The 19,554-nt window shown below is 61.7% G+C and carries 18 protein-coding genes and 1 pseudogene; 9 read left to right on the top strand and 10 right to left on the bottom strand.

Annotated features, from left to right (window positions below):
* The first annotated feature begins 5 nt into the window (after window positions 1-5).
* From AM571_RS33100 to AM571_RS33115, 4 genes are read left to right on the top strand one after another with little or no spacing between them, the layout of a single operon-like run.
* Window positions 6-1,499, top strand: coding sequence for a 6-hydroxynicotinate reductase (locus tag AM571_RS33100; protein WP_074065145.1), 1,494 nt, complete (start codon window positions 6-8; stop codon window positions 1,497-1,499).
* 46 nt (window positions 1,500-1,545) lie between these two features.
* Window positions 1,546-2,505, top strand: coding sequence for a UPF0280 family protein (locus AM571_RS33105; protein WP_074065146.1), 960 nt, complete (start codon window positions 1,546-1,548; stop codon window positions 2,503-2,505).
* Window positions 2,450-3,034: an amino acid synthesis family protein gene (locus AM571_RS33110; RefSeq protein WP_074065147.1), complete on the top strand. Its 585-nt coding sequence runs from the start codon at window positions 2,450-2,452 to the stop codon at window positions 3,032-3,034. Before AM571_RS33105 ends, AM571_RS33110 begins: the two co-directional genes overlap by 56 nt.
* Window positions 3,031-3,615 (top strand): amino acid synthesis family protein, encoded by a 585-nt coding sequence (locus tag AM571_RS33115; protein WP_074065148.1) that lies wholly within the window; start codon window positions 3,031-3,033, stop codon window positions 3,613-3,615. Before AM571_RS33110 ends, AM571_RS33115 begins: the two co-directional genes overlap by 4 nt.
* Window positions 3,616-3,915: 300 nt before the next feature.
* Here the strand turns inward: AM571_RS33115 and AM571_RS33120 are convergent, their stop codons facing one another.
* The gene (locus AM571_RS33120; RefSeq protein WP_074065149.1) at window positions 3,916-5,133 is read right to left on the bottom strand and encodes an amidohydrolase family protein; all 1,218 of its coding nucleotides are present in this window, start codon (window positions 5,131-5,133) and stop codon (window positions 3,916-3,918) included.
* Window positions 5,134-5,338: 205 nt separating this feature from the next.
* Between AM571_RS33120 and AM571_RS33125 the strand changes: the two genes are divergently transcribed.
* On the top strand, window positions 5,339-6,181 hold the full coding sequence (locus tag AM571_RS33125; RefSeq protein WP_074065150.1) for a ferredoxin--NADP reductase: 843 nt from the start codon (window positions 5,339-5,341) through the stop codon (window positions 6,179-6,181).
* Window positions 6,182-6,354: 173 nt separating this feature from the next.
* On the opposite strand, the gene AM571_RS33130 is transcribed toward AM571_RS33125, so the two are convergent.
* Together AM571_RS33130 and AM571_RS33135 are read right to left on the bottom strand one after the other, a co-directional pair.
* On the bottom strand, window positions 6,355-7,272 hold the full coding sequence (locus AM571_RS33130) for an RNA polymerase sigma factor (protein ID WP_074065151.1): 918 nt from the start codon (window positions 7,270-7,272) through the stop codon (window positions 6,355-6,357).
* The gene (locus AM571_RS33135) at window positions 7,269-8,012 is read right to left on the bottom strand and encodes an SDR family NAD(P)-dependent oxidoreductase (RefSeq protein ID WP_074065152.1); all 744 of its coding nucleotides are present in this window, start codon (window positions 8,010-8,012) and stop codon (window positions 7,269-7,271) included. The genes AM571_RS33130 and AM571_RS33135 overlap by 4 nt, the downstream gene beginning before the upstream one ends.
* Window positions 8,013-8,118: 106 nt before the next feature.
* Here AM571_RS33135 and AM571_RS33140 point away from each other — a divergent pair, with 106 nt between their 5' ends.
* From AM571_RS33140 to AM571_RS33155, 4 genes and pseudogenes are all read left to right on the top strand, one after another.
* Window positions 8,119-8,298 carry a hypothetical protein gene (locus tag AM571_RS33140; protein WP_074065153.1) on the top strand — a complete coding sequence of 60 codons (180 nt, stop codon included), beginning with the start codon at window positions 8,119-8,121 and terminating at the stop codon, window positions 8,296-8,298.
* A 70-nt stretch (window positions 8,299-8,368) separates the two neighbouring features.
* Window positions 8,369-8,525, top strand: a pseudogene (locus AM571_RS38590) (phage integrase N-terminal SAM-like domain-containing protein); the annotation flags it as partial.
* 215 nt (window positions 8,526-8,740) lie between these two features.
* On the top strand, window positions 8,741-9,664 hold the full coding sequence (locus AM571_RS33150; protein ID WP_074065154.1) for an aldo/keto reductase: 924 nt from the start codon (window positions 8,741-8,743) through the stop codon (window positions 9,662-9,664).
* Entirely contained in the window at window positions 9,664-10,347 is a 684-nt protein-coding gene (locus AM571_RS33155; protein ID WP_074065155.1) for a DUF6064 family protein, read from the top strand. The genes AM571_RS33150 and AM571_RS33155 overlap by 1 nt, the downstream gene beginning before the upstream one ends.
* Window positions 10,348-11,190: 843 nt before the next feature.
* Here the strand turns inward: AM571_RS33155 and AM571_RS33165 are convergent.
* From AM571_RS33165 to AM571_RS33200, 7 genes are all read right to left on the bottom strand, one after another.
* The gene (locus AM571_RS33165) at window positions 11,191-11,631 is read right to left on the bottom strand and encodes a SyrB-like regulator (protein ID WP_074065157.1); all 441 of its coding nucleotides are present in this window, start codon (window positions 11,629-11,631) and stop codon (window positions 11,191-11,193) included.
* Window positions 11,632-11,926: 295 nt separating this feature from the next.
* Window positions 11,927-12,322 carry a DUF983 domain-containing protein gene (locus tag AM571_RS33170; RefSeq protein WP_074065158.1) on the bottom strand — a complete coding sequence of 132 codons (396 nt, stop codon included), beginning with the start codon at window positions 12,320-12,322 and terminating at the stop codon, window positions 11,927-11,929.
* Window positions 12,323-12,470: 148 nt separating this feature from the next.
* Complete coding sequence (locus AM571_RS33175) at window positions 12,471-13,874, bottom strand: PLP-dependent aminotransferase family protein (RefSeq protein ID WP_074065159.1); 1,404 nt, start codon at window positions 13,872-13,874, stop codon at window positions 12,471-12,473.
* A 399-nt stretch (window positions 13,875-14,273) separates the two neighbouring features.
* Window positions 14,274-14,720, bottom strand: coding sequence for a hypothetical protein (locus tag AM571_RS33185; protein WP_074065161.1), 447 nt, complete (start codon window positions 14,718-14,720; stop codon window positions 14,274-14,276).
* A gap of 351 nt (window positions 14,721-15,071) precedes the next feature.
* The gene (locus AM571_RS33190; protein ID WP_074065162.1) at window positions 15,072-16,145 is read right to left on the bottom strand and encodes a lipocalin-like domain-containing protein; all 1,074 of its coding nucleotides are present in this window, start codon (window positions 16,143-16,145) and stop codon (window positions 15,072-15,074) included.
* Window positions 16,135-18,537, bottom strand: coding sequence for an ABC transporter permease (locus tag AM571_RS33195; RefSeq protein ID WP_074065163.1), 2,403 nt, complete (start codon window positions 18,535-18,537; stop codon window positions 16,135-16,137). Before AM571_RS33195 ends, AM571_RS33190 begins: the two co-directional genes overlap by 11 nt.
* A complete protein-coding gene (locus AM571_RS33200; protein ID WP_074065164.1) occupies window positions 18,537-19,193 on the bottom strand; it encodes an ABC transporter ATP-binding protein in 657 nt (218 codons plus the stop codon). Before AM571_RS33200 ends, AM571_RS33195 begins: the two co-directional genes overlap by 1 nt.
* Window positions 19,194-19,554 lie beyond the last annotated feature (361 nt).

The raw sequence follows: 19,554 nt of genomic DNA on the forward strand, positions 1-19,554 counted from the left end.
CCCCAATGGTCAAACAAACGATCGAAAGCACCATAGACGGCAAGATCCGCTGCGATGCCTGCCCCGTGATGTGCTACATCTCAGAGGGCAGATCCGGCGCCTGCGACCGCTACGCCAATGTCGGCGGCGACCTCGTTCGCGTCGATCCCCTGACGATCATCGAGAGCCGGAAGGACAATGGCGGCCAGCTCGTTTCCTTCCTGCCGGGCGCCGAAGACAAGGAGTGGGACGGCGATCTCGTTCAGGCGAAGCGCTCCTTCGTCACCGCCGTCGGCGCCGGCACCACCTACCCGGACTACAAGCCCGCCCCTTTCATCGTCTCGCAGCAGGAACGCGGCGTCGACATGGTGACGGTCGTGACCGAGGGCATCTTCAGCTATTGCGGCGCCAAGGTGAAGATCGACACCGACCGCTATCTCGGCCCTGAAACCTCTGCCGTGCGCGTTGAAGGCGAGCCGGTTGGCCATGTCACGACCGGCGAATATGGCTCGCAGATGCTCTCCCTCGGCGGCGTCCATCATCTGACCGGCGGGACAAAGAAGGAGGGCCGCCTCACCTGCGACGCACTGATGCGGCTCTGCAATGGCGAGGCCGTGGAAATGACGATCGACGGCGGCGCGGAAATCGTCGTCAAGGCGGGTACGGCACCGATCATCAACGGTGTCGAGGAACAGCGAATGCGTGTCGGCTGCGGCTCGGCGACCATCGGCATGTTTGCCAAGCAATGGGCCCAGCACGTGGACGAGGTCGTGGTGGTCGACGACCACATCACAGGAGTTCTTTCCGAACACCAGGCGGGCCGCGTGCTGAACGTCCCGGCAACCGGCATCAGGATCAAGGGCCGCCGTTCAACCCCGGGTCGCTATTTCCAGGTGGCAGAGCCGGGCACCGGCTGGGGCGGCACCAACATATCCGATCCGCTATCAATCCTCGGCGCGTTCGACCCCAAGACCGCCTATCCCGGCCTGCGCCTTCTGATGGTCTCGACCACAGGCGAGCAATACGGCTATTACATTCTCGATGAAAACCTCGTGCCCGCGCTCCAGACGAGCCTGCCGGAGGATATCCGCTTGTCGGTCGAGCAGATCGCCGAAAATTGCGAGCCGGCCGTCTGCTCGGTGCTGTTCATGGGCGGCGCCGGAGGCAGCCTGCGCGCAGGGGTCACGCGCAATCCGGTGCAACTCACCCGCTCGGTCAAGGAGGCGCTGACCTACGTATCGTGCGGCGGCGCGCCGGCTTATGTCTGGCCCGGGGGCGGCATTACCGTAATGGCAGACGTGACGCAGATGCCGGCCAATTCCTTCGGCTACGTGCCGACCCCCGCACTCGTTGCGCCGATCGAATTCACCATGCGGCTTGACGACTACCGTAGGCTCGGCGGCCACATGGAAGCGGTCGTACCGATTGAGGAGGCGCTGAAGGTGGCAGAACGCAAGGTCGCGAAGCGCCAGGACGCTCCCTGGCCAACCGAAAGCCAGAACTTCAAGTGGCAGGCATGACACGGATAGCGACGGAGTGACGAGGTTGGGTCCTCAGGCGAGTTACTTGCCGGATCAGGACGGATCGGGTGGCAGGCTGCATCTGCAGCACGGCCCGATCGACCTCGTCATCGGCGCCGATGACGGTCCTCGCCTGCGCTGCGACGCGGCAGAAATGCGCGCCCGTGCCTTCGACGTCGCAAGGGCGAGGTTCGAAACGGTGCTCGAGGAGCTGATGTCGGAACTGCCGCTGCTTCGCGCCGAAGCGGATCCGGACATGTCCGATCCGCGCGGAAGCGTCGCCAGACGGATGGTCGCGGCAGTGAAGCCGCTTTCGCGATACCGCTTCATCACCCCGATGGCAGCCGTTGCCGGCGCCGTCGCGGAGGAGACTCTCGAGTCAATGGTTGCCGCTTTTTCACCGGTCGAAAGACCGGCCCGGATCTACGTCAACAATGGCGGCGACATCGCGGTGCATCTCCACGGCGACGCCTCCTTCCGCGTCCGCATCGCGCGACTAGACAATGTTTCGCTTGGCCATTTCGAGCTGAAGGCGGCCTCGCAGAGCCGCGGTATCGCCACCAGCGGCAGGGGGGGCCGCAGCCTTTCGCTCGGCATTGCCGAATCCGTCACTGTCATCGCCCGCACCGCGGCAGAGGCCGATGCCGCCGCGACGCTCATCGCCAATGCCGTCGATCTCCCCGGCCATCCGGCAATCGAACGCGTCCGCGCCGTCGATGTCCGCGACGACAGCGACCTCGGAACAAGGCTCGTAGTGCGCAATTGCGGCAGGCTGGCATCCAACGAGGTCGAGGAAGCCCTGTCACGCGGGGTCGCGGAAGCTGAACGTTTCATAGCGCTCGGTTTCATCGAAAGAGCCGCGCTTTTTCTTCAGGATCAGGGGCGCCTGGCAATGGCGTGCGATCAGGACTCCACCCGAACCACAATCAACGCAACGGAGCACGTCAACCATGGCCGAACCAAAGATCAGGAAAATCCTTACAGCGGTGGAGGAAATTCGCCATGAAGGCGGCACGCCACCTGCAAAGCCGCTGAAGCGCGGCGCCGTTCTTGCGGTTATCGAAAATCCGTTCGCGGGCGCCTATCACGAGGATATTCAGGGCTTCATGAAGGATCTGGAGCCTCTCGGCCTCGACATGGCGAGGCGGCTGATAGAAGCGCTCGGTGGCGAAGCGGGTGCCATCGAGGGCTATGGCAAGGGCGCGATTGTCGGTCAGGCCGGCGAACTGGAGCATGGCGCCCTGTGGCATGTGCCGGGCGGCTATGCCATGCGCGAGGCATTGGGCAACGCCAAGGCGATCGTGCCGTCGACGAAGAAAGTCGGCGCCGCCGGCGCGCGCCTGGACGTTCCGGTAACCCATATCAACGCGTCCTATGTGCGCAGTCATTTCGACGCGATGGAGGTCGGCCTTGCCGACGCACCGCGCGCTAACGAGATCGTGCTCGCGCTGGTCATGACCACCGGCGGACGCATTCACGCCCGCCTCGGCGGACTGAAAGCAGAAGATGTCAAGGGAGAGGATGGACTGAGATGAAAGCCGAAATCCGCAAACTCGCCGTTTTTCTCGAGGAAACCCATTCTGAAATGGGCCGGACGGTTTCGCCGCCGACCCGCAAGGCGGCCGCGGTCGCGGTTATCCGCAACCCCTTTGCCGGACGCTATGTCGAAGACCTGACGCCGCTGATCGATATCGGCGCCGAACTCGGCGGCCTGCTGGGGGAAAAATGCGTTGCGGCACTGGGCATTGAGCCCTCCGAGGCGCAGAGCTACGGCAAGGCAGCCATGGTCGGCGAGAACGGCGAGCTGGAACATGCCGCCGCCTTGCTGCATCCTGCCATGGGCAAGCCGCTTCGCGCCGCCGTGGAGAAAGGCGCCGCCCTGGTCCCGTCTTCGAAGAAGCGTGGAGGGCCCGGCCAGGCTCTCGACATACCCCTCGGCCACAAGGATGCAGCCTTCGTCCGCTCACACTTCGACGGCATGGAGGTAAGCCTCAATGATTCTCCGCGCGCCGACGAGATCATGGTCGCCGTTGCCGTAACAGACAGCGGAAGGCCTTTTGCCCGCATCGGCGGCCTGAAGGTGGACGAGATCGAAGGCAAGGACGGACTGCGCTAGATCACGATGGTTTTGGTTCAATCATGTGAACGATTCTAAAAGGTTAAGGTGTGGTGCGGGCGGACGTGCGCCCCCACGTTTCCTCCCCAAGGCCTCGACGCCGTGCGAAGCCTGGTCTGATCGCAACGTGCGGAGAAGCTGGTATGGGAGAGCGCCCGGGCTCAAGCGCCGGTTATGGACAAGATGCACGCATGCCTGACGACGCGACAATATCGATGTCTTGTCACTTTTCATGATCCAGTCGGCAGGTCAAATCGCTACGGCAAGCTTAGCGCGCCTCAAAGCCGGACGGGTGCTGCGTCAGCCCCCATACTGGGCATAGCGGCCGAAGACGATCTCCGGTACCGCCGTGGCCGGCGGCGTGTTGCGGCTTCGTTGCGTCCGGATCACGCCGTCGATGACTGTCATGCCGATCCCGGGCAGGTTGCCGAGCTTCACGGACTCTAGGAGGGTCGCGCCTGGCGCATGCTGGGCCCGGTCCATAATGACGAAGTCGGCCGTCCTGCCGGGCTCGATGATGCCGCAGTCGAGATTGCGCTGGCGGGCCGTATTGCCGGTGGCAAAACAGAAGGCCACCTCCGCCGGCGTGTCGGAAAGGCTAGCGACCAGCGACACCATGCGCAGGATGCCGAGCGGCTGAACGCCAGAACCTGCTGGTCCATCGGTGCCGAGGATGACCTGATCGAGCTTCTTGAGTTCACGCGCCGTGTTGACCGTCAGCAGCGCTGCACGCTCGTTGCCGTTGTGGACGATCTCAAGACCCCGCATGCAGCGCTCGCAGATGCAGACGATCTGGTCATCCGGCAGCGCCGTATGCCCGCCGTTCAGATGGCCGACCACATCGGTGTCCGCCTCCAGCACCACATCCTTGTCGATCAGGCCCGAGCCGGGAATCGAAGGGCCACCGGTGTGGATTGTGCTCTGGATGCCGTATTTGCGCGCCCAGGCCACCATCTGCTTGGCATTGGCCGCGTCCTTGACGCCGCCAAGACCGACCTCGCCAAGCAGCTTGACGCCGGCCTCCGCCAGATCCTTGAAATCCTGCTCGACCATGCCCGTCTCGATGACTGGCGCACCGGCATGGACCTTGACCCCCGAGGGGCGGAAATTTTCGTAGAACCGCTGCGAGGCAATCGCATGCGCTTTGAGGCCGACGATGTCGCGCGGACGGCCGGGTGCATGCACTTCGCCAGCCGAGATCATCGTCGTCACGCCGCCGTTGAGCGTCGAGTCGATCCAGTTCAGCTGCTGCTGGCGCGGTGTATAGTCGCCGATTACCGGATGCACGTGGCTGTCGATGAGCCCCGGGGCGACCGTCGTCGCCCTGGCGTCGACGACCGTCTTGGCGCCTTCCGTGTCGATGTCCTTCTCATAACCTACGGCGGTGATAATTCCGTCGTCGCAAACGATGCAGTCGCCGTCGAGGATCGGCTGCTCGATTTTACCGGAAAGAATCAGGCCGATATTCTTGATGACCAGCCTGCCAGCCTTTTCGTTTCCGCCCGCTACATCAGCCATATTCGTCCCCTTCCCCTGTTTGTTGCACGCCGGATCCGGGCGAAATTTATCTGCGGCACGGTTCGGCGATCCAATTTGCACACGAATGCTAACTTTGCCGGAAATTTCTGTCGAGCCCAAATCCTTTATTGACAAAAGCGCGGTTTGGGATTTCCATTTCATTCGTACACAAACAAATTATCGCCGATGGAACGGGAAAACGGGGATGACCACGCAATCGAGCGGCAAAACCGGTGCAGGAGAGACGCACGACGCCGATTGGCCGAAGTCTCCAGCCCCGGCAGACGTCTTTGCGCAGACCGTGACGGCAGTAAAGCACTACACCGACCGGCTGTTCCATTTCCGCATCACCAGGCCCGCAAGCTTTCGCTTCCGCTCCGGCGAATTCGTCATGATCGGCCTGCCGAATGCGCCAAAGCCGGTGTTTCGCGCATATTCGATGGCCAGCCCCTCGTGGGACGAGGAGATCGAATTCCTTTCGATCAAGGTGCGGGGCGGGCCGTTCACCGAACACCTGCAGAAGATCGTTCCCGGGGACACGGTGCTGATGCGCAAGAAACCGACCGGCACGCTGGTGCTCGATGCCCTGCTGCCGGGCAAGCGGCTCTACCTCTTTTCGACCGGAACCGGCGTGGCGCCATTCGCGAGCCTTATCCGCGATCCGGAAATCTATGAGAAATTCGAGGAAGTGATCCTCGTGCAGACCTGCCGAGAAGTCGCCGAGCTCACCTACATCACCGAACTGGTAGACGGACTTAAGCACGATCCGCTGGTTGGCGAAACAGCAAGCGAAAAACTACGCCTCCACACGACGACGACACGCGAAGCCTTCCCGCGTATGGGCCGCGTCACCGATCTCATCCGCAGCGGAGCCTTCTTTAGCGAAACCGGGTTGCCGCTCTTCGATCCGACGCAGGACCGCGCCATGATCTGCGGCTCGATGCAGATGCTGAAGGACAGCAAGACGGTTCTTGAATCCTTCGGCCTCGTCGAAGGTAGCAACCACGCGCCGGCCACTTATGTCGTCGAACGGGCATTCGTCGGTTGACTTCAAAGCGCTACCTGGCCGCGGTCATCGTCGCCTGCAGGCCGAAACTGGACGGCCCCGGTGGCCCATCCGGAGGAGGCAGGACGATCTTGGAACACTTTCGATATCAGCTCGCGCGGCACCGAAAGGTCCCCAAAATGTGTCGGCCCGCAGCCTTTCAACGCCGCCACGGCCTATGGTTCAGCTGGTCGCGCGGCGTGCGTCACGACTGCTCCGTCCATGACATAGGTCGCATAGCGATGGTCGCGGATCATGATGATCCGGCCATCCCGCCATTCGAGCAGCATGAAGTACGCAGGAACGCTCGCCGGTTCGTCCGACACCAGCAGTATCTCCCGACCCTCCAGCCGAGCCGGTTCGACCCCGACGCGCGGATATTCTGCATAGTAAGTGAAAAACCGGCCGACTTGCGCGGCGCCAGAGATCTCCGGCCGTCGCGCCTGGCGAAGCCGGACGTCCTCGGCCAGCAGTCGGCGCAGCGCGGCCCAGTCTTGGGCGTTGAACAATGCCGCGAAGTTCAAGGCCTCAGCACTCGCCGGGCGAGGAACCTCGGACTGTGTTTCAGACATGGACCGCAGCCTCGCGCGGCCGCGTGCCAGATGGGCCTTGACGGCATCGACGCTCAGCTCCAGCAGCGCCGCGATATCTGCAAGCGACTCGTCCAGTACATCCTTGAGGATCACGGTGCTGCGCTGCGGCACGGGCAATTCGGCAAAGCGCGCCACTGCAAACCGCACCGCTTCCTGACGCATCACGGCGTCTTCCGGATCGACCGTGCCGGCGTCGGCCAGGGCGAAGGCCGTTTCCAGCGGTTCTCGGCGGGTGCGGCGTTGGCGCAGCGCGTCGATGGCGCGATTGTGGACGATGCGGAACAGCCAGGGTCGCAGCGGCGTTCCCGGCGAAACCGCGCCGATCCGCGTGAAGGCGCGGGCAAAGGCGTCCTGAACCACATCCTCGCCGTCGATCACCGAACCCACCAGACGGGCGGCATAGCGGTGCAGTTCGGGGCGAAGCGCATCCGCCTCGGCTGCCAGAGCCGCGCGCCGGGCGTCGTCTCCCGCCTCGGCCCCGATGGTCACTTCATCCGTCATTCGATGACCGTCACGCCGGTATCCCCACGCACAGCATAGAACATGGCCTCGGCCAGCCCCGTCTTGCCGATCAGGTCGGCAACCATATCGCCAAAGGCCCGCTGTGTCATGTCCGGCCAGGTGGCGGCCTGTTCAGCGAATGTCCGCCCCGACGCCGCGGCGTAGGCGGCAATGCCGGTGTCGCCGACGCCGGTTCCGGCGAACATCTGCCGGGGAATGATGACCCGGAACCGCAGATCCATTTCGAGCTGCGTGGATAGTGCCTCGGCATATTTGGCGATGAACCACTGGGCCCTCTTCGCTCCGGCATAGCCACCCGACAGCGGTGAACCCTGCACGGCAGCTCCACTGGAGACGAAGATGACCAGTCCGCCCGGCGCCATTGGCAACGTCAGGGCGGCCTGGGCCCAGTGCAGCGCGGCCTTGACGTCCACGTTCCAGTTGGTTGCGAAGGCCTCCCAGCCGATCCGGTCGATCCGATCCATGGGCGGTTTCGCCCCGACATTCACGATCGCAATGTCGGGCCGGGTGTCGGCCATGATCTGCTTCGCCACGCCGGCGTCGGTCGCGTCGGCCGATATCGTGGCGACGGCCAGCCGCTCGCCCACCTCCTGCAAAGCCGTTGCGTTGCGGGCCACCACGGTAACCCCCGCCGCGCGTGCCACGAAGGCCTCGACCAGCCCCAACCCCAGGCCGCGACTTCCGCCGACGACCACGATTCGCTTTCCGTTCACATCCATGATCCAGTCCTAGCAATGTTCTGATCCGGCCGCTCGAAGACGGCCGCAGCAAGGACGTTCCAACGAGGCAAAAGGAGTCACTGCCGGCCCCAGTCCGGTGGAGACCATGTCCGGGCCGTTTGAACAGCTGAAGGTGGACGGCCTTCACTTGCGGTCCGAAGCGCCGCCAGGCGCAGGCAAAATCCGCTTTGTCCGCAATCTGGCCGAGAACCGTCTTCAGTCGACCCATGGACGAAGCCGCTCGCGCGGCACTGGCGCCCGTGGTGAAGGTGCAGCAATGATTTGAACGACGTGAATTTGCAGATGTGCGGTCCTGGCTGGCGATCGGGGTGTTTAACCTCAGACAGGAGGCTGCCTTGAGGCAGGAGAGGACGACCCCGAGCGGATGATCGAAGACATGCGTATCCGTGGGCTCGGCGACAGGCGCGGCAGGCCCATATTCGGACAATCAAGGATTTCGCCGGATTTTTCAAGCGATCACCAGATACGGCGACACCCGATGACCTGCGCGCCTGCCTTCCACGAAGGGGCCAGTTCGGCGAACCTTCGGCCCATGCCCGGCAATGCGACCCCGGCTGAAGCCTTGCCCAGCTCTCGGTGCCGGCGGCTGCGGCCGACGCTTTGCAGACCCTCGGCAACGTTCTAAAATCCCGGTGGAAGCCCGAGACGATCGTGATCGGCCATCGCCTCATGGGTTCGCCAGTTGCCACCGATATCACGGAGAGCGGATGCTGACGACACGTCGAATGCTGGTGCAGGCCTCCTTGGGTGTGATGGCCGCACTGAAGAATGTGCCGCCGCTCTTGGCACATGCCCAGGACCAGCGGCCGGTCACCCGCCGTATTCCTTCGACGGGCGAGGCGATTCCGGCCGTCGGACTTGGGACCTGGATCACCTTCAATGTCGGAGACGATCCGACGCTCAGGGACGAATGCGCGCAGGTCATGGCAGCCTTCTTCGAGGCCGGCGGGCGCATGATCGACTCCTCGCCCATGTACGGATCATCGCAGCCCGTCGTCGGCTATGGCCTGCAAAAGCTCGGTCAGCCGCCGGGGCTGTTTTCGGCGGAGAAGGTCTGGACGTCCTCGGGGGCCGACGGTCCAAACCAGATCGAGCGATCCCGCCGTTTCTGGAATGTGCCGCGCTTCGACCTCATTCAGGTTCACAACCTGCTTGCCTGGGAGGCGCATCTGCAAACGCTGTTCGCAATGAAGGCAGCTGGCTTGGTGCGCTATGTCGGGATTACGACCTCCGAAGGGCGCCGTCATGATCTTCTTGAACAGATCATGCGGCATGAGGCCGTCGATTTTGTACAACTTACCTATAATATCATCGATCGCGAGGCGGAAGAGCGGATCCTGCCGCTGGCGGCCGAACGTGGAATTGCTGTGATCATCAACCGGCCCTTCCGGCAAGGCGCGCTGACGAGCCGGCTCGACGGCGAACCGATGCCCGCATGGGCAGCCGAAATTGGTGCATCGAGTTGGGCTCAGTTCCTGCTGAAGTTCATTCTCTCCCACCCGGCCGTCACCGTCGCGATCCCAGCCACGACACGTGTTGACCATGTGCGTGAGAACGTCGCGGCAGCGGCGGGCTTGTTGCCCGACGCTGTCACTCGCGAGCGCATGGCGGCCCATGTGCAGGAACTTTGATGTCGGAATGGTGGACCTACAGCCTTGAGGATTTTCTGCTCTTTTCGCCACGCGTCTACTGGCGGATGTTCGAGTTGCACAATGCGATGGTCTGTCCACTACAGGCGCTCACACTGGTTTGCGGCCTTGTCATGCTTGCCCTTATCGTGCGACGGTCTCCTGCCTCTAGACGCTTCGTCGCGCTCGTACTTGCTATCCTTTGGGCCTTTGTCGGATGGTCTTTTCTATGGAACCGCTACGCGACAATAAACTGGGCCGCCGCTTACCTTGCACCCGCATTTGCCGGTGAGGCACTGCTGCTCTTCGTCATCGGCACGCTGATTGACGGCCTTGTCTTTTGCCGGCGCGGACCCGCCGCGTGGACGGGATATGCGCTTCTCGCCCTCGCGCTCGCCGGGCAGCCGCTGCTTGCGCCGCTGCAGGGACGGGCCTGGACCTCGTCCGAAATCTTTGGCGTCGCGCCCGATCCGACATCGATCGGAACGTTGGGCTTCCTGCTTCTTGCCCGCAGCAAGTTCTTGCCGCTGCTCCTTCCTATCCCCCTTCTCTGGTGTTCCTTGAGCGGCCTGACACTTATGAGCATGGGAGCGCCGGAGGCATGGGCATCTTTTGCGGCCGTAGCGCTCGCCCTCGCAGCCTGCATTGGAGCGATCATCAACGAGCGACGACCGACCGCGAGATGATTGCGATGCCGTTGCGTGAAGGATGGCACTCTCCAGCGCCGCCCGCCAGTGGAGAGCGCCGTGAGTAGGCCATCGCGACAGCGTATCAATTTTGTCCGGGCAACCGACCGAGATTTGCAGGCTCACGATCCATCGAATCGTTCAAGCATTTTCTCAAGCTGAACATTCTGTAAACGCAGCTTGTGCGCCAACTGGCTTCTCAGTTGCCTGATCTCCTCGTCCAGGCTTGCCACCTCATCGAAGAAACCATCTCGACGGGAGGAGGATTGCGCGCCCTGGTCGCTCCTTGCGACAGCAGTGCTCTTCGAAACCAAGTCGGCGCGGGGCGTCTTCGTGCGGCCCAGCCGCTTTGTCCGCGGTGTTCGTGGAGACTTTCCACTTGGCCGGCCTTCCTGCATCAACGTGTCGCCAAGGGATCGGCTAGTTTCATGACGAGCAGGGCTCTGGACCCCTTCACCATCCCTTGGCCGCGAGACTGACGGAGGGCCATTAAGATCGCTGTCGGGTTCAGCTGAAGTCGGCCTTGCCAGTGGATCAACGGCGGGATTGTCATCGTGGTCAGCACCACCGGATACTTCCGTTGAGTTTGACGAAAGAGCCGAGGTCTGTCGTATGCCGCTTTCGCCTGCCACCCTATCGGCATCATCTCCAACGGAGCTCTCTGGTGTTTCTATCGGCCGCCTTCGCGAAGCCAACTGAGCAAGGAATTTCCATGGTGTTTTCATAGTGCTTCAACCTCGAGCAATCCGCAGCAGGGCGTTGCCGCAGCTTTAGATCCGGCCCCCGACTGAGGCTGGCCGGATCTCTACTGTCGATCTCCCGGCCGAGCCCCATGCTTGTCGATCAGACGAGCCCGAGCCGCTTGCGCAGATCGGTATTTTCCGCGCGAAGCTTATCTGCGAGGGTTTTTCGAAGCCTTTTATTCTCTTCTTCAAGCTGAGTAAGCTCTGCAACCTCATCAAGAGCCGCTAACGGCGCCTTGGCTGTCTGCACGGTTTGCTTTGGCGTCCGCTTTCTACCGATATCCTTGATTGGATCCTTGCTCGCGCTCTTGCCAGTGATTTGCGTTTCCTGGGGCGCCAGCTTTGCCTGCCCGGCCTGATCACCACTCTTCCTGCGACCACCCGGCAGCTGTGCCGTCTTGGCAGGTGATGCAGCCACGGTTGCTCCGGCAGATGCCTTCTGGCCCCGCGGTGCGCGCGGCTTTTTAGTCGCCGGCATCTTTTCGGCTGCATCCGTCCCTGCGACTTCGGTAGTGGAGCCCGTATTGTTCTCGTCAGCCATCAGTTTTCTCCCTCTGTAGGTAAGTGTTCTTTTGAGCTGAGTGAAAGACGGAGTCAACACGAGCGCCCTATGGATAGCTCACGCTGAGACACGGCGCCAACGCCGGTATTTGAAGATCGGCGAAGCGGCTGACGCTCCTCGCTCGCCACGAGCCTGTTCGAACTGCGGGCAGCGATCCGAATGAGCTCGGCTGTTTTATGAAATGCGTGCGTTGATTCAACTGGCCTCGTCGAGGATCCGAAGTCGGCGTTGCCCGGTGCCGATAGCTTGAGCCGGTTTGCGTCGGCAGCAGGACTTAAACCTCTTTCGACGCAGGAGAGATACGCGCGAGCTTGCCCTCTTCTGCCTTGTAGAAATATTGGCTGGCCACCAACCATCCCTTCAGCGGCCGCAGGGGCGGGATGCATGTCGCCAGCATAAAGGGACCGGTGACCAGCAGGTGGACCCACAAGGGCGCGCTGTACTGGACCTCGAGCCACACGCCGAGCAGCACACTTGGCACGCAAGCAAAGCAGATGACGAAGAATGCGGGACCATCCGCCGGATCTGCGAAGTTGTAGTCGAGGCCGCAGACCTCGCATTCGGGCCTGATCTTCAGGAAGCCGTTGAACATATGCCCCTGGCCGCAGCGCGGGCATCGTCCCTTGAGCCCTGTTGCCGTCGGCGGAATTGGTGGCCACTCGGTTTGCATGAAGGTCGATCCTCGTCCATGCACGCGCAAATGCATGCATTCATCTGTGGAGTTGTATGCATTCAATATAGGTTCATATCTTGGTTTGATGCGATATGGCATATTGCCGCAGAACTCTCATTCCGGATCATTGACAGGGCGCGCCAAACTAGAAGAAGGACGCCGCCAGTTCAGGTGAGCCTTCGAGTGCGTGGCCCATGAATTCAAGAGCGCTCCGCAGCCTTTTGCGGTCAATGGGGCCTCCAAGGCAGACGCGCACCGCCTCCTGCACCTGACCTTCGACCGTAAATGCATCGCTGGCGACGACGCCAATGCCGGAGGCGCGCATGTGGCTGCCGAAGATCGACCGCGTCCAGCCGTTCGTCAGCGGCAGCCAGATATTGAAGCTGATCGGATCGCCACGATAGCTACCAGGCGCAAGAATGGCTGCGACCATTTCCTGGCGTGCCGCTGCCTCCTTGCGGATGAACCGCAGGATCGTATCGGCCGTGCCATCTTCGATCCACCGCGTGGCAAGGGCCATGGTGAGCGGAGAGGCCATGACATTATTGGCACGCATGGCGCTGACGAACGGCCAGATCGCCTTGGTATCTGGTGCAACGACATAGGCTAGCCGGAGCCCGGCGCCGATGCACTTTGCCAAGCCGCCGATATGCCAGGTGAGGTCCGGGGCCATTGCGGCAAACGGCGGCGGTGCATCCAGCGGAATGAAGCCATAGGCGTCATCCTCGATGATCGGGACGTGATATTTGCGCGCCACCGTGCAGATCTCTTGGCGCCGCTGCTCTGGGATCGTCAGGGTAAGCGGGTTCTGCAGGGTCGGGTTGAGATAGATTCCCTTGGGCTTCAATCGCTCGCAGGCTTCGCCAAAGGCGTCCGGCAAGATGCCTTGAGCGTCCATCGGCAAACCCGAGAGATTGAGACGCAACTGCGCTGCAATCGAGCGGATGCCGGGATAGGTGATGCTTTCTGACAGGATGGTTTCGGAGGGCCTTGCCAGCAGGCCGCAAATCGAAAGCAGCGCCGGGTGAGCGCCGGGTGTCACGAAGATGCGCTCCTGCGAAGGGACAAGGCCGCGACGGCCGAGCCAGGTGGCGGCGGCCTCCTTGTCCATGCCCGAGCCGCCAAATCCTTGATAGCGCAGAAGCGGGATAAGGCTGGAGGCCACCGCCGAGATGCCCTCGCGCATCCGCTCGATCAGTTCCGGATCGTTGGGCTCCGGCGGCATGTTCATCGAAAGGTCGATCGCAGACGACCGGCGCGGATCGGGGGCGGTGTCTGACGCAAAGCCCCGCCGCTCCTTGTCGGCCCCACCGGTGACGAACGTGCCGCGGCCAACGTGCGAATCCACCAGTCCGCGCTTCTGCGCCTCGGCATAACCACGCGCGACGGTGGTGAAATCGATTCCCAGGTGTTTCGCCAACTCGCGCTGCGGCGGCAGACGATCACCGATGGCCAGATGACCGCTGCGCATATCCATCTCGATAAGGTCGGCGATGGCCATGTAGCGGGGGCTGTTGCTGCGGCTGAGGTCGGGTCGCCAGTCTTTCATCGGGATATCATATGTCCTTCTTCATCGATATTGACTGTATATTGTTGCAACCTCTTTCTGTCACGAAGAATGTCTCAAACCGCGACGCGAATGGTCGCCAGTGCAGCCTTTCAGGCAATGGCCGCCACGGCTTACGAGATGGCCGCCTGCTGCGTAAAGCAGTGAGCTGCTCAGCCATCCCTCAAGCTTCTGCCACAGGCATTCAGCCTCGACTTTTCCGCTGCTTCTCGGGGCCGAACAGGTCGCTCGGTCCCCAACCGAGATCGAAACAACGATCTGAAGTTCGGCAGAACCAGAGATAAATAGCGCAGCCACGATCGGTGCCGGCCACACCTGATCTTGCCAGTTCAACAAGGACAAAGCCGCCCGGACGAGCGGCCTCATGTCGCGATGATAAAGTCAGGCGTGGCGGACCTTGCGCGATATCGCTCTGTCGAGATCGGCAATCTGATGCTCTATCACGTGATAATGAAACCTGGATATCATACCGTCGCTGAGCGCCACCTGGATGGCTTGTCTGCGGATCGCGGCTTCTTGCGAACGGAGATCACGAACTTCAGCGGCACTGAGCATCATTCGCCCGCTATCGGCGGCGATACGGCCGTCTGCGGCACTGATCTCGGCAAGTATGGTGTCCATCCGGCTGTCTGTGATGAACATCGGCATTGGATCCACAAGTGGGTCATCGTCGCCAGGCTCGCTCCGAGCCCAATGAGTGCGATGATCATTCTCGCCGGCGCGCGCACCGTGGGAATAGCGGGAAGGATGGGACGCAGCGAAAGCGGTTGCTAGCGGGACAGTTATGAGGATGGCGGTGAGCGCCGCCTTAACGATCAAAGAGCGCATTTTGCATCTCCCGAATGTGGAGGACGATTGTCTTTTTTCATCCTCCCGTCCGCAGTGTCGTCCAGTTCCGTCGTGTCGCGGTGGTCACTCATCGCCGGCGGTTCTCGACCTGCAATGCGACAGGATAGAAGCTTGCCGGCAAGACCTGTAATTAACAAAAGATAATTTTTGTCGCTACTGGGCGTCCAGCAATGCAACCTATCTTTGCGTCCCGGCGGTGGAACAGTGGCGGAAGGCTAAAAGTCTCATGCCGTCGCTGAGGATCGCTGCCCCAAATCAATCATCTTGTGTTTTGCCAGGAGCAAGGAGAGCCGCGTCGGGATTGGGGAAATGGCCCAATTCCGATCATCGTCAGTATCCCGTCATTTCCAAATAGCCATACCCCGCAGCACTTCCCTTGAACGAAATTGGACCTTCCCAATAGGGGGTGGTAGTTGCCATCCACGCTTTGTCGTTCAAGGGGCTCGTCGTCACGTCGAAGCCACGCTCGGCAATCCGCACGCGCCATGCAACCGGGACATCCCGTTCGCCGACGTGTGCTGTTCGCAAAGGCGTTATCTGCAGTGATCCCGGCGGCACAGGGGCAGGCTTGCCATCACGCGAAATCCAGTTTGCCGATGTGTAGCCGCCGCGGCTGTCGCGAAGACGGAACGCCATGAGTTTTTCACCGGAATCCAGGTGGAGCGAAAACCACTCCCATCCGGTTTGATCCTTGGCGAGGGGCTGCGACGACCATTCTCGATCAAGCCATGCCTTGCCGCTGACCCGAACGGTCTTGCCGCCAATGTCGAGAGAACCCGAAACCTCATAGAACGGCTGCGAGTAATAATAGCTCGCCTGCCCTTCGGCCGACTTCACCGAATAGCCTTGATCTCCCTGCAGCACGAGAGGACCGCTGGCCGAGAGTTCGAGCCTATACGCGAAATCCTTTCCGGTCGCGTGGAGGCTAAGCTTGTCTAGCTGGTCGGCGCCCGGTTTGGACAGGCCTTTCATTTCCCAATCATCGATCCAGGCTAGAAAGGGTATGGCCTCGACACCTGCTTGGCCGACCCCTCCGCGGGCGCGTTTTTCGGCCAAGAGGTGCCGATCTTTCGCGGTGATCGCAGCATGGCCCAGCCAGACTTGAGGATCCGACCAGCCGCCCTCGGTCTTCGGCGCAAGGGCGGCGCGGAAAAGTGTCCATTGTACGCCGTACTGCGTCCGATCCTCGCTCTCCAGGTTTGCGGTAATGTACCACCATTCGATGCGGAATTCGGGATGGGGGCCGTGATCTTGCGGAAAGCTCAGTTGTATTCCGGGGCGTGGAACAGCGAAGCCCTCGGCGGTCGAGCCCAGGCCGGCAAATCCTTGCGAAATGGCGGCGGCAGGAACAGAGATTGCCGTGGCTACGGCAACAAAGGCGGCCAGTAGACCTCTAGCGTTCATTGGCAAACACCCTCAGCAAATCCGATGGCGCGACCGTCGCCAGCCGTCGGAGCGGAATAAAGACAGACAGGATCGCCGCAGCCAGCGCCACCAACCCGAGGACGAGCCAGTCCATGGGGAAAATCTGCAACGGCAGCCGCCAGCCGAAAGCCTCGACATTGACGATCGACAGCAGCACCCAGGAAAGCGCAAGGCCGACGGGGACCGCGGCAACGAAGGTCGCGAGCCACAGCGCCAGAGTGCGCAGCACTTCGAGCAGCCCAAGATCACGTCGCCTGATCCCCATCGCCCAGACAGGCGCAAGCTGCGGCAGTCGAATGCCCGACAAGGTCAGCAGGCTGGAGAACATCGCAAAACCTGCAACGCCGAGGGTGAAGAGATTGAGCATTCCGGTCACGGCAAAGGTCTGGTCGAAGACCGCCTGGGATTGCCGCTTCAGTGAAGCCTGGTCGATGACGTTTTCAGAAGGCAGACCGAATTCAGTCGTCAGGCGTTCCTTCAGCGCCGCAGCCTCGACCGGCCGTACACGCACACCATACCTCAGCTTTGGGACATCCGCGTAATGTGCCGTCAGGGCTTCGACGCCGACGATGACCTGTCCTTTTGGATTGCCGTAGTCAGAATAGACGCCAACGACGGGAACTGTCCAATTGCCGGGCAGGACCAGGCGATCGCCAATTTCGAGCCCCTTGCGACGCCAAAACTGCTCGTTGATGAGCGCTCCTTGCCCTGCTGCGACCTGGTCCCAGACATTGGTCGTGCCTGACAAGAGCGGCCAGTTGTCCCGATAGGTCGGGTCGCCTGCAGCTGCGCCGAAAATCTGCAGCCTGTCTCCGAGCACCTCACCCTCGATGCTCCAGATGGGAAGGACCGACGTCGAATGGTCCAACAGCCATGTCCGCAAGCGCATCGCTTCGTTCTCCTCTCGCGCAGTGACGTAAAGCTCTGCCGCCAGCCGCTGGTCGAGCCAGCCGATGAAAGTCAGGCGGAAACTGGAGACCATCGTGCCGACACCGACATTGGCGGCGAGCGCCAGCAACAGCGCCATCAGGGCAAGGCTTAGTCCAGGCAGCTGTTGCCGCGTATCGGCCCAGAACCACGTGACGAGTACGCGTGAAGAGTTTCTCTGCATGACGGCAAGACACGCCGATAGCATGCCCGGTAGCATCAGGGCCGCTCCGAGCAAGAGGCAGGCCAGCACTGCGAAGCCTGCGACCAGCCCGTGTCCGACATTCGCCAAAGTGACCGACGCAATCAGCAGCGCAAGCCCACCCAAAAACTGCAGTCGGATACCGATTGCCGTCGCTCGGGCCCAGGCGCGAGGCTGGGCTGCAGCCAGCAACGGCATGCACCGGACCCGCCAGAGGCTTTGGGCCGACGACACGATCGTTCCGCCGACCGCTATTCCGAGCCCCGTTGCCCACCATTCCGGCCGGATCGTCAGTGTAGCCGGGACGCTCGCTCCATAGAGCCCCTTAAGGGTTGCAGCCACATCCGGGAGCAACAGGGACGCCACGAAATAACCGATCACCACGCCGACAAGCCCTGAAAAGAAGGCCAGCGTCAGAAGCTCCGTCATCAGCAGGATGTTCAGCGACGACAGGGAAAGCCCGAGAGAGCGCAAGGTCCGGAAAGTGGCTCTGCGCTGCTCAAACGCCAGGCCGATCGTCGCGTATACGATGAACAGACCGACGGCAAACGCCAGGAAACCGAACGCTGTGAGGTTGAGGTGGAAGCTGTCGGTGAGCTGTGCGACATCCGGACGGTCGCCCGGTGGCTTTATTGCGACCTCGGGTGCGAGAATGTCGAGCGAAGTCAGATTCGCCCGTTGTTCCGGCGAAACGACGAGACGGCTTACCTCGCCGTGTCTGTCGAGAAGCTGCTCGGCGACGGCGATATCGGTGAACGCGGCTCCGTCCGGCAGGTCTGGCGACACCTCGAGCTGCATCTGGGTGTGCCCCTGGAGCCTCAGGGCCGTCGCCTTTGAAACCACAAGGGTACCCGTCAAGGCCGCCAGGCCGTTCCATTCTGCAGTGTTCAAGCCACGCCCCTGCGCCGGCATCGTCAACGGATCACTGCCGATAAGCCGCACACGGACATTTCCGAAGCGATGGTCGCCTTCGATAATGGGCGAGACGTTCCAGCCTGCCCTTCGCAATTTGGAATACGTGCTTAGGGGAACGGAATTGCCGTTTCTCGGTACGAGTTGCGTCAATTCGTTCTGCTCGAGCACAGAAGCTGCCCGCGCGTAACTCGCCCGCGCCTCTGCGTTGATCGCCTGGACACCCGACCAAAGCGCAGTCGCTAATGAAAGGCCGAGGATAAGCGTAAAAAATTGAAGGGGCCGACGCCGCCAATGCGAAACGAGAGCCGTTGCGGCGGTCCAGAGCATCAGGCGATCTTTCCGCCGCTGAGATGAACGCTGCGGTCGAGCATCTGTGCCAGCCTCGAGGAATGCGTCACCATCAAAAGCGCAGCCCCTGCACTCTTCGTCAGCGACAGCATGATGGCGAGCACAGCGTCCCCGGTCGCTTCGTCGAGGTTGCCGGTCGGTTCGTCGGCGAGAACAAGGGGCGGCCGCGCAGCAAGCGTTCTGCCGATCGCCACCCTCTGCTGCTGGCCGCCGGAAAGCTGCTCTGGGTATCGGGCGAGAAGCGCCTCGATGCCAAGATTTTCCACGAGCTGCCGCTCCCAGTCAGGATTGTGCCGGCCAGCAAGCCTTGCATGGAAGGAAATGTTGGCTGCGACATCGAGCGACGGAATCAGGTTGAACTGCTGAAACACCAACCCGACCTGCGAACGTCGATACTGGGCCCTTCCCCGATCGTCCAAAGCTGCAATATCCACGCCCGCTGACAGGATCTGTCCGGCATCTGGATAGTCAAGCCCGCCGACCAGGTGAAGCAGGGTACTTTTTCCGCTTCCCGACTCGCCGGTCAACGCGACGCTTTCGCCGGCATCGATATCGAAATCCACGCCTTTCAGGATCTCAAGAGGTCCTTCGGCGATCAAATAGGATTTTCTGACATTGCGGAGCGAGAGCAGCATCTGAGTTCGGGATCGATGACGATGTCAGAGTATTTAGGCACAACCGTCGGCTTTGTAACCATTCTTGCATGGCGATTTCGACCACGCGGCATCAATACTCCGCCAGCGCCTGTGTTCTTGATGTCGCCGGGACGCCCAGGGACCTGCGCAAGCTTGTTGGTGGCAAGTTTGAGAGGACATTTCATGGCGAACTGGCCGGGTTCGTTCGCTGCGTCGCCACCATGGCCGCCAGCACAATCAGGCCAGGTTCCGAAAACGCCCATCCTATCGGCACCGGAACGATGCAGAGACCGTGTTCGGGCGTCGCCGCCACCAGAGTAGATTAAGAAGGGGCTGGCTGGGACGACCACGACTCTTGAAG

The organism is Rhizobium etli 8C-3 (assembly GCF_001908375.1).
Lineage (GTDB): Bacteria > Pseudomonadota > Alphaproteobacteria > Rhizobiales > Rhizobiaceae > Rhizobium > Rhizobium etli_B.

Excerpts from the sequence above, each read along its gene's own strand:
- AM571_RS33155 (WP_074065155.1), top strand. The coding sequence starts at position 9,664 with ATGTCGGAATGGTGGACCTACAGCCTTGAGGATTTTCTGCTCTTTTCG.
- AM571_RS33200 (WP_074065164.1), bottom strand. The coding sequence starts at position 19,193 with ATGCTGCTCTCGCTCCGCAATGTCAGAAAATCCTATTTGATCGCCGAA.
- AM571_RS33110 (WP_074065147.1), top strand. The coding sequence starts at position 2,450 with ATGGCCGAACCAAAGATCAGGAAAATCCTTACAGCGGTGGAGGAAATT.
- AM571_RS33170 (WP_074065158.1), bottom strand. The coding sequence starts at position 12,322 with ATGCAAACCGAGTGGCCACCAATTCCGCCGACGGCAACAGGGCTCAAG.
- AM571_RS33115 (WP_074065148.1), top strand. The coding sequence starts at position 3,031 with ATGAAAGCCGAAATCCGCAAACTCGCCGTTTTTCTCGAGGAAACCCAT.
- AM571_RS33195 (WP_074065163.1), bottom strand. The coding sequence starts at position 18,537 with ATGCTCTGGACCGCCGCAACGGCTCTCGTTTCGCATTGGCGGCGTCGG.
- AM571_RS33125 (WP_074065150.1), top strand. The coding sequence starts at position 5,339 with ATGACCACGCAATCGAGCGGCAAAACCGGTGCAGGAGAGACGCACGAC.
- AM571_RS33185 (WP_074065161.1), bottom strand. The coding sequence starts at position 14,720 with ATGCGCTCTTTGATCGTTAAGGCGGCGCTCACCGCCATCCTCATAACT.
- AM571_RS33135 (WP_074065152.1), bottom strand. The coding sequence starts at position 8,012 with ATGGATGTGAACGGAAAGCGAATCGTGGTCGTCGGCGGAAGTCGCGGC.
- AM571_RS33190 (WP_074065162.1), bottom strand. The coding sequence starts at position 16,145 with ATGAACGCTAGAGGTCTACTGGCCGCCTTTGTTGCCGTAGCCACGGCA.
- AM571_RS33100 (WP_074065145.1), top strand. The coding sequence starts at position 6 with ATGGTCAAACAAACGATCGAAAGCACCATAGACGGCAAGATCCGCTGC.
- AM571_RS33165 (WP_074065157.1), bottom strand. The coding sequence starts at position 11,631 with ATGGCTGACGAGAACAATACGGGCTCCACTACCGAAGTCGCAGGGACG.
- AM571_RS33175 (WP_074065159.1), bottom strand. The coding sequence starts at position 13,874 with ATGAAAGACTGGCGACCCGACCTCAGCCGCAGCAACAGCCCCCGCTAC.
- AM571_RS33120 (WP_074065149.1), bottom strand. The coding sequence starts at position 5,133 with ATGGCTGATGTAGCGGGCGGAAACGAAAAGGCTGGCAGGCTGGTCATC.
- AM571_RS33140 (WP_074065153.1), top strand. The coding sequence starts at position 8,119 with ATGTCCGGGCCGTTTGAACAGCTGAAGGTGGACGGCCTTCACTTGCGG.
- AM571_RS33130 (WP_074065151.1), bottom strand. The coding sequence starts at position 7,272 with ATGACGGATGAAGTGACCATCGGGGCCGAGGCGGGAGACGACGCCCGG.
- AM571_RS33150 (WP_074065154.1), top strand. The coding sequence starts at position 8,741 with ATGCTGACGACACGTCGAATGCTGGTGCAGGCCTCCTTGGGTGTGATG.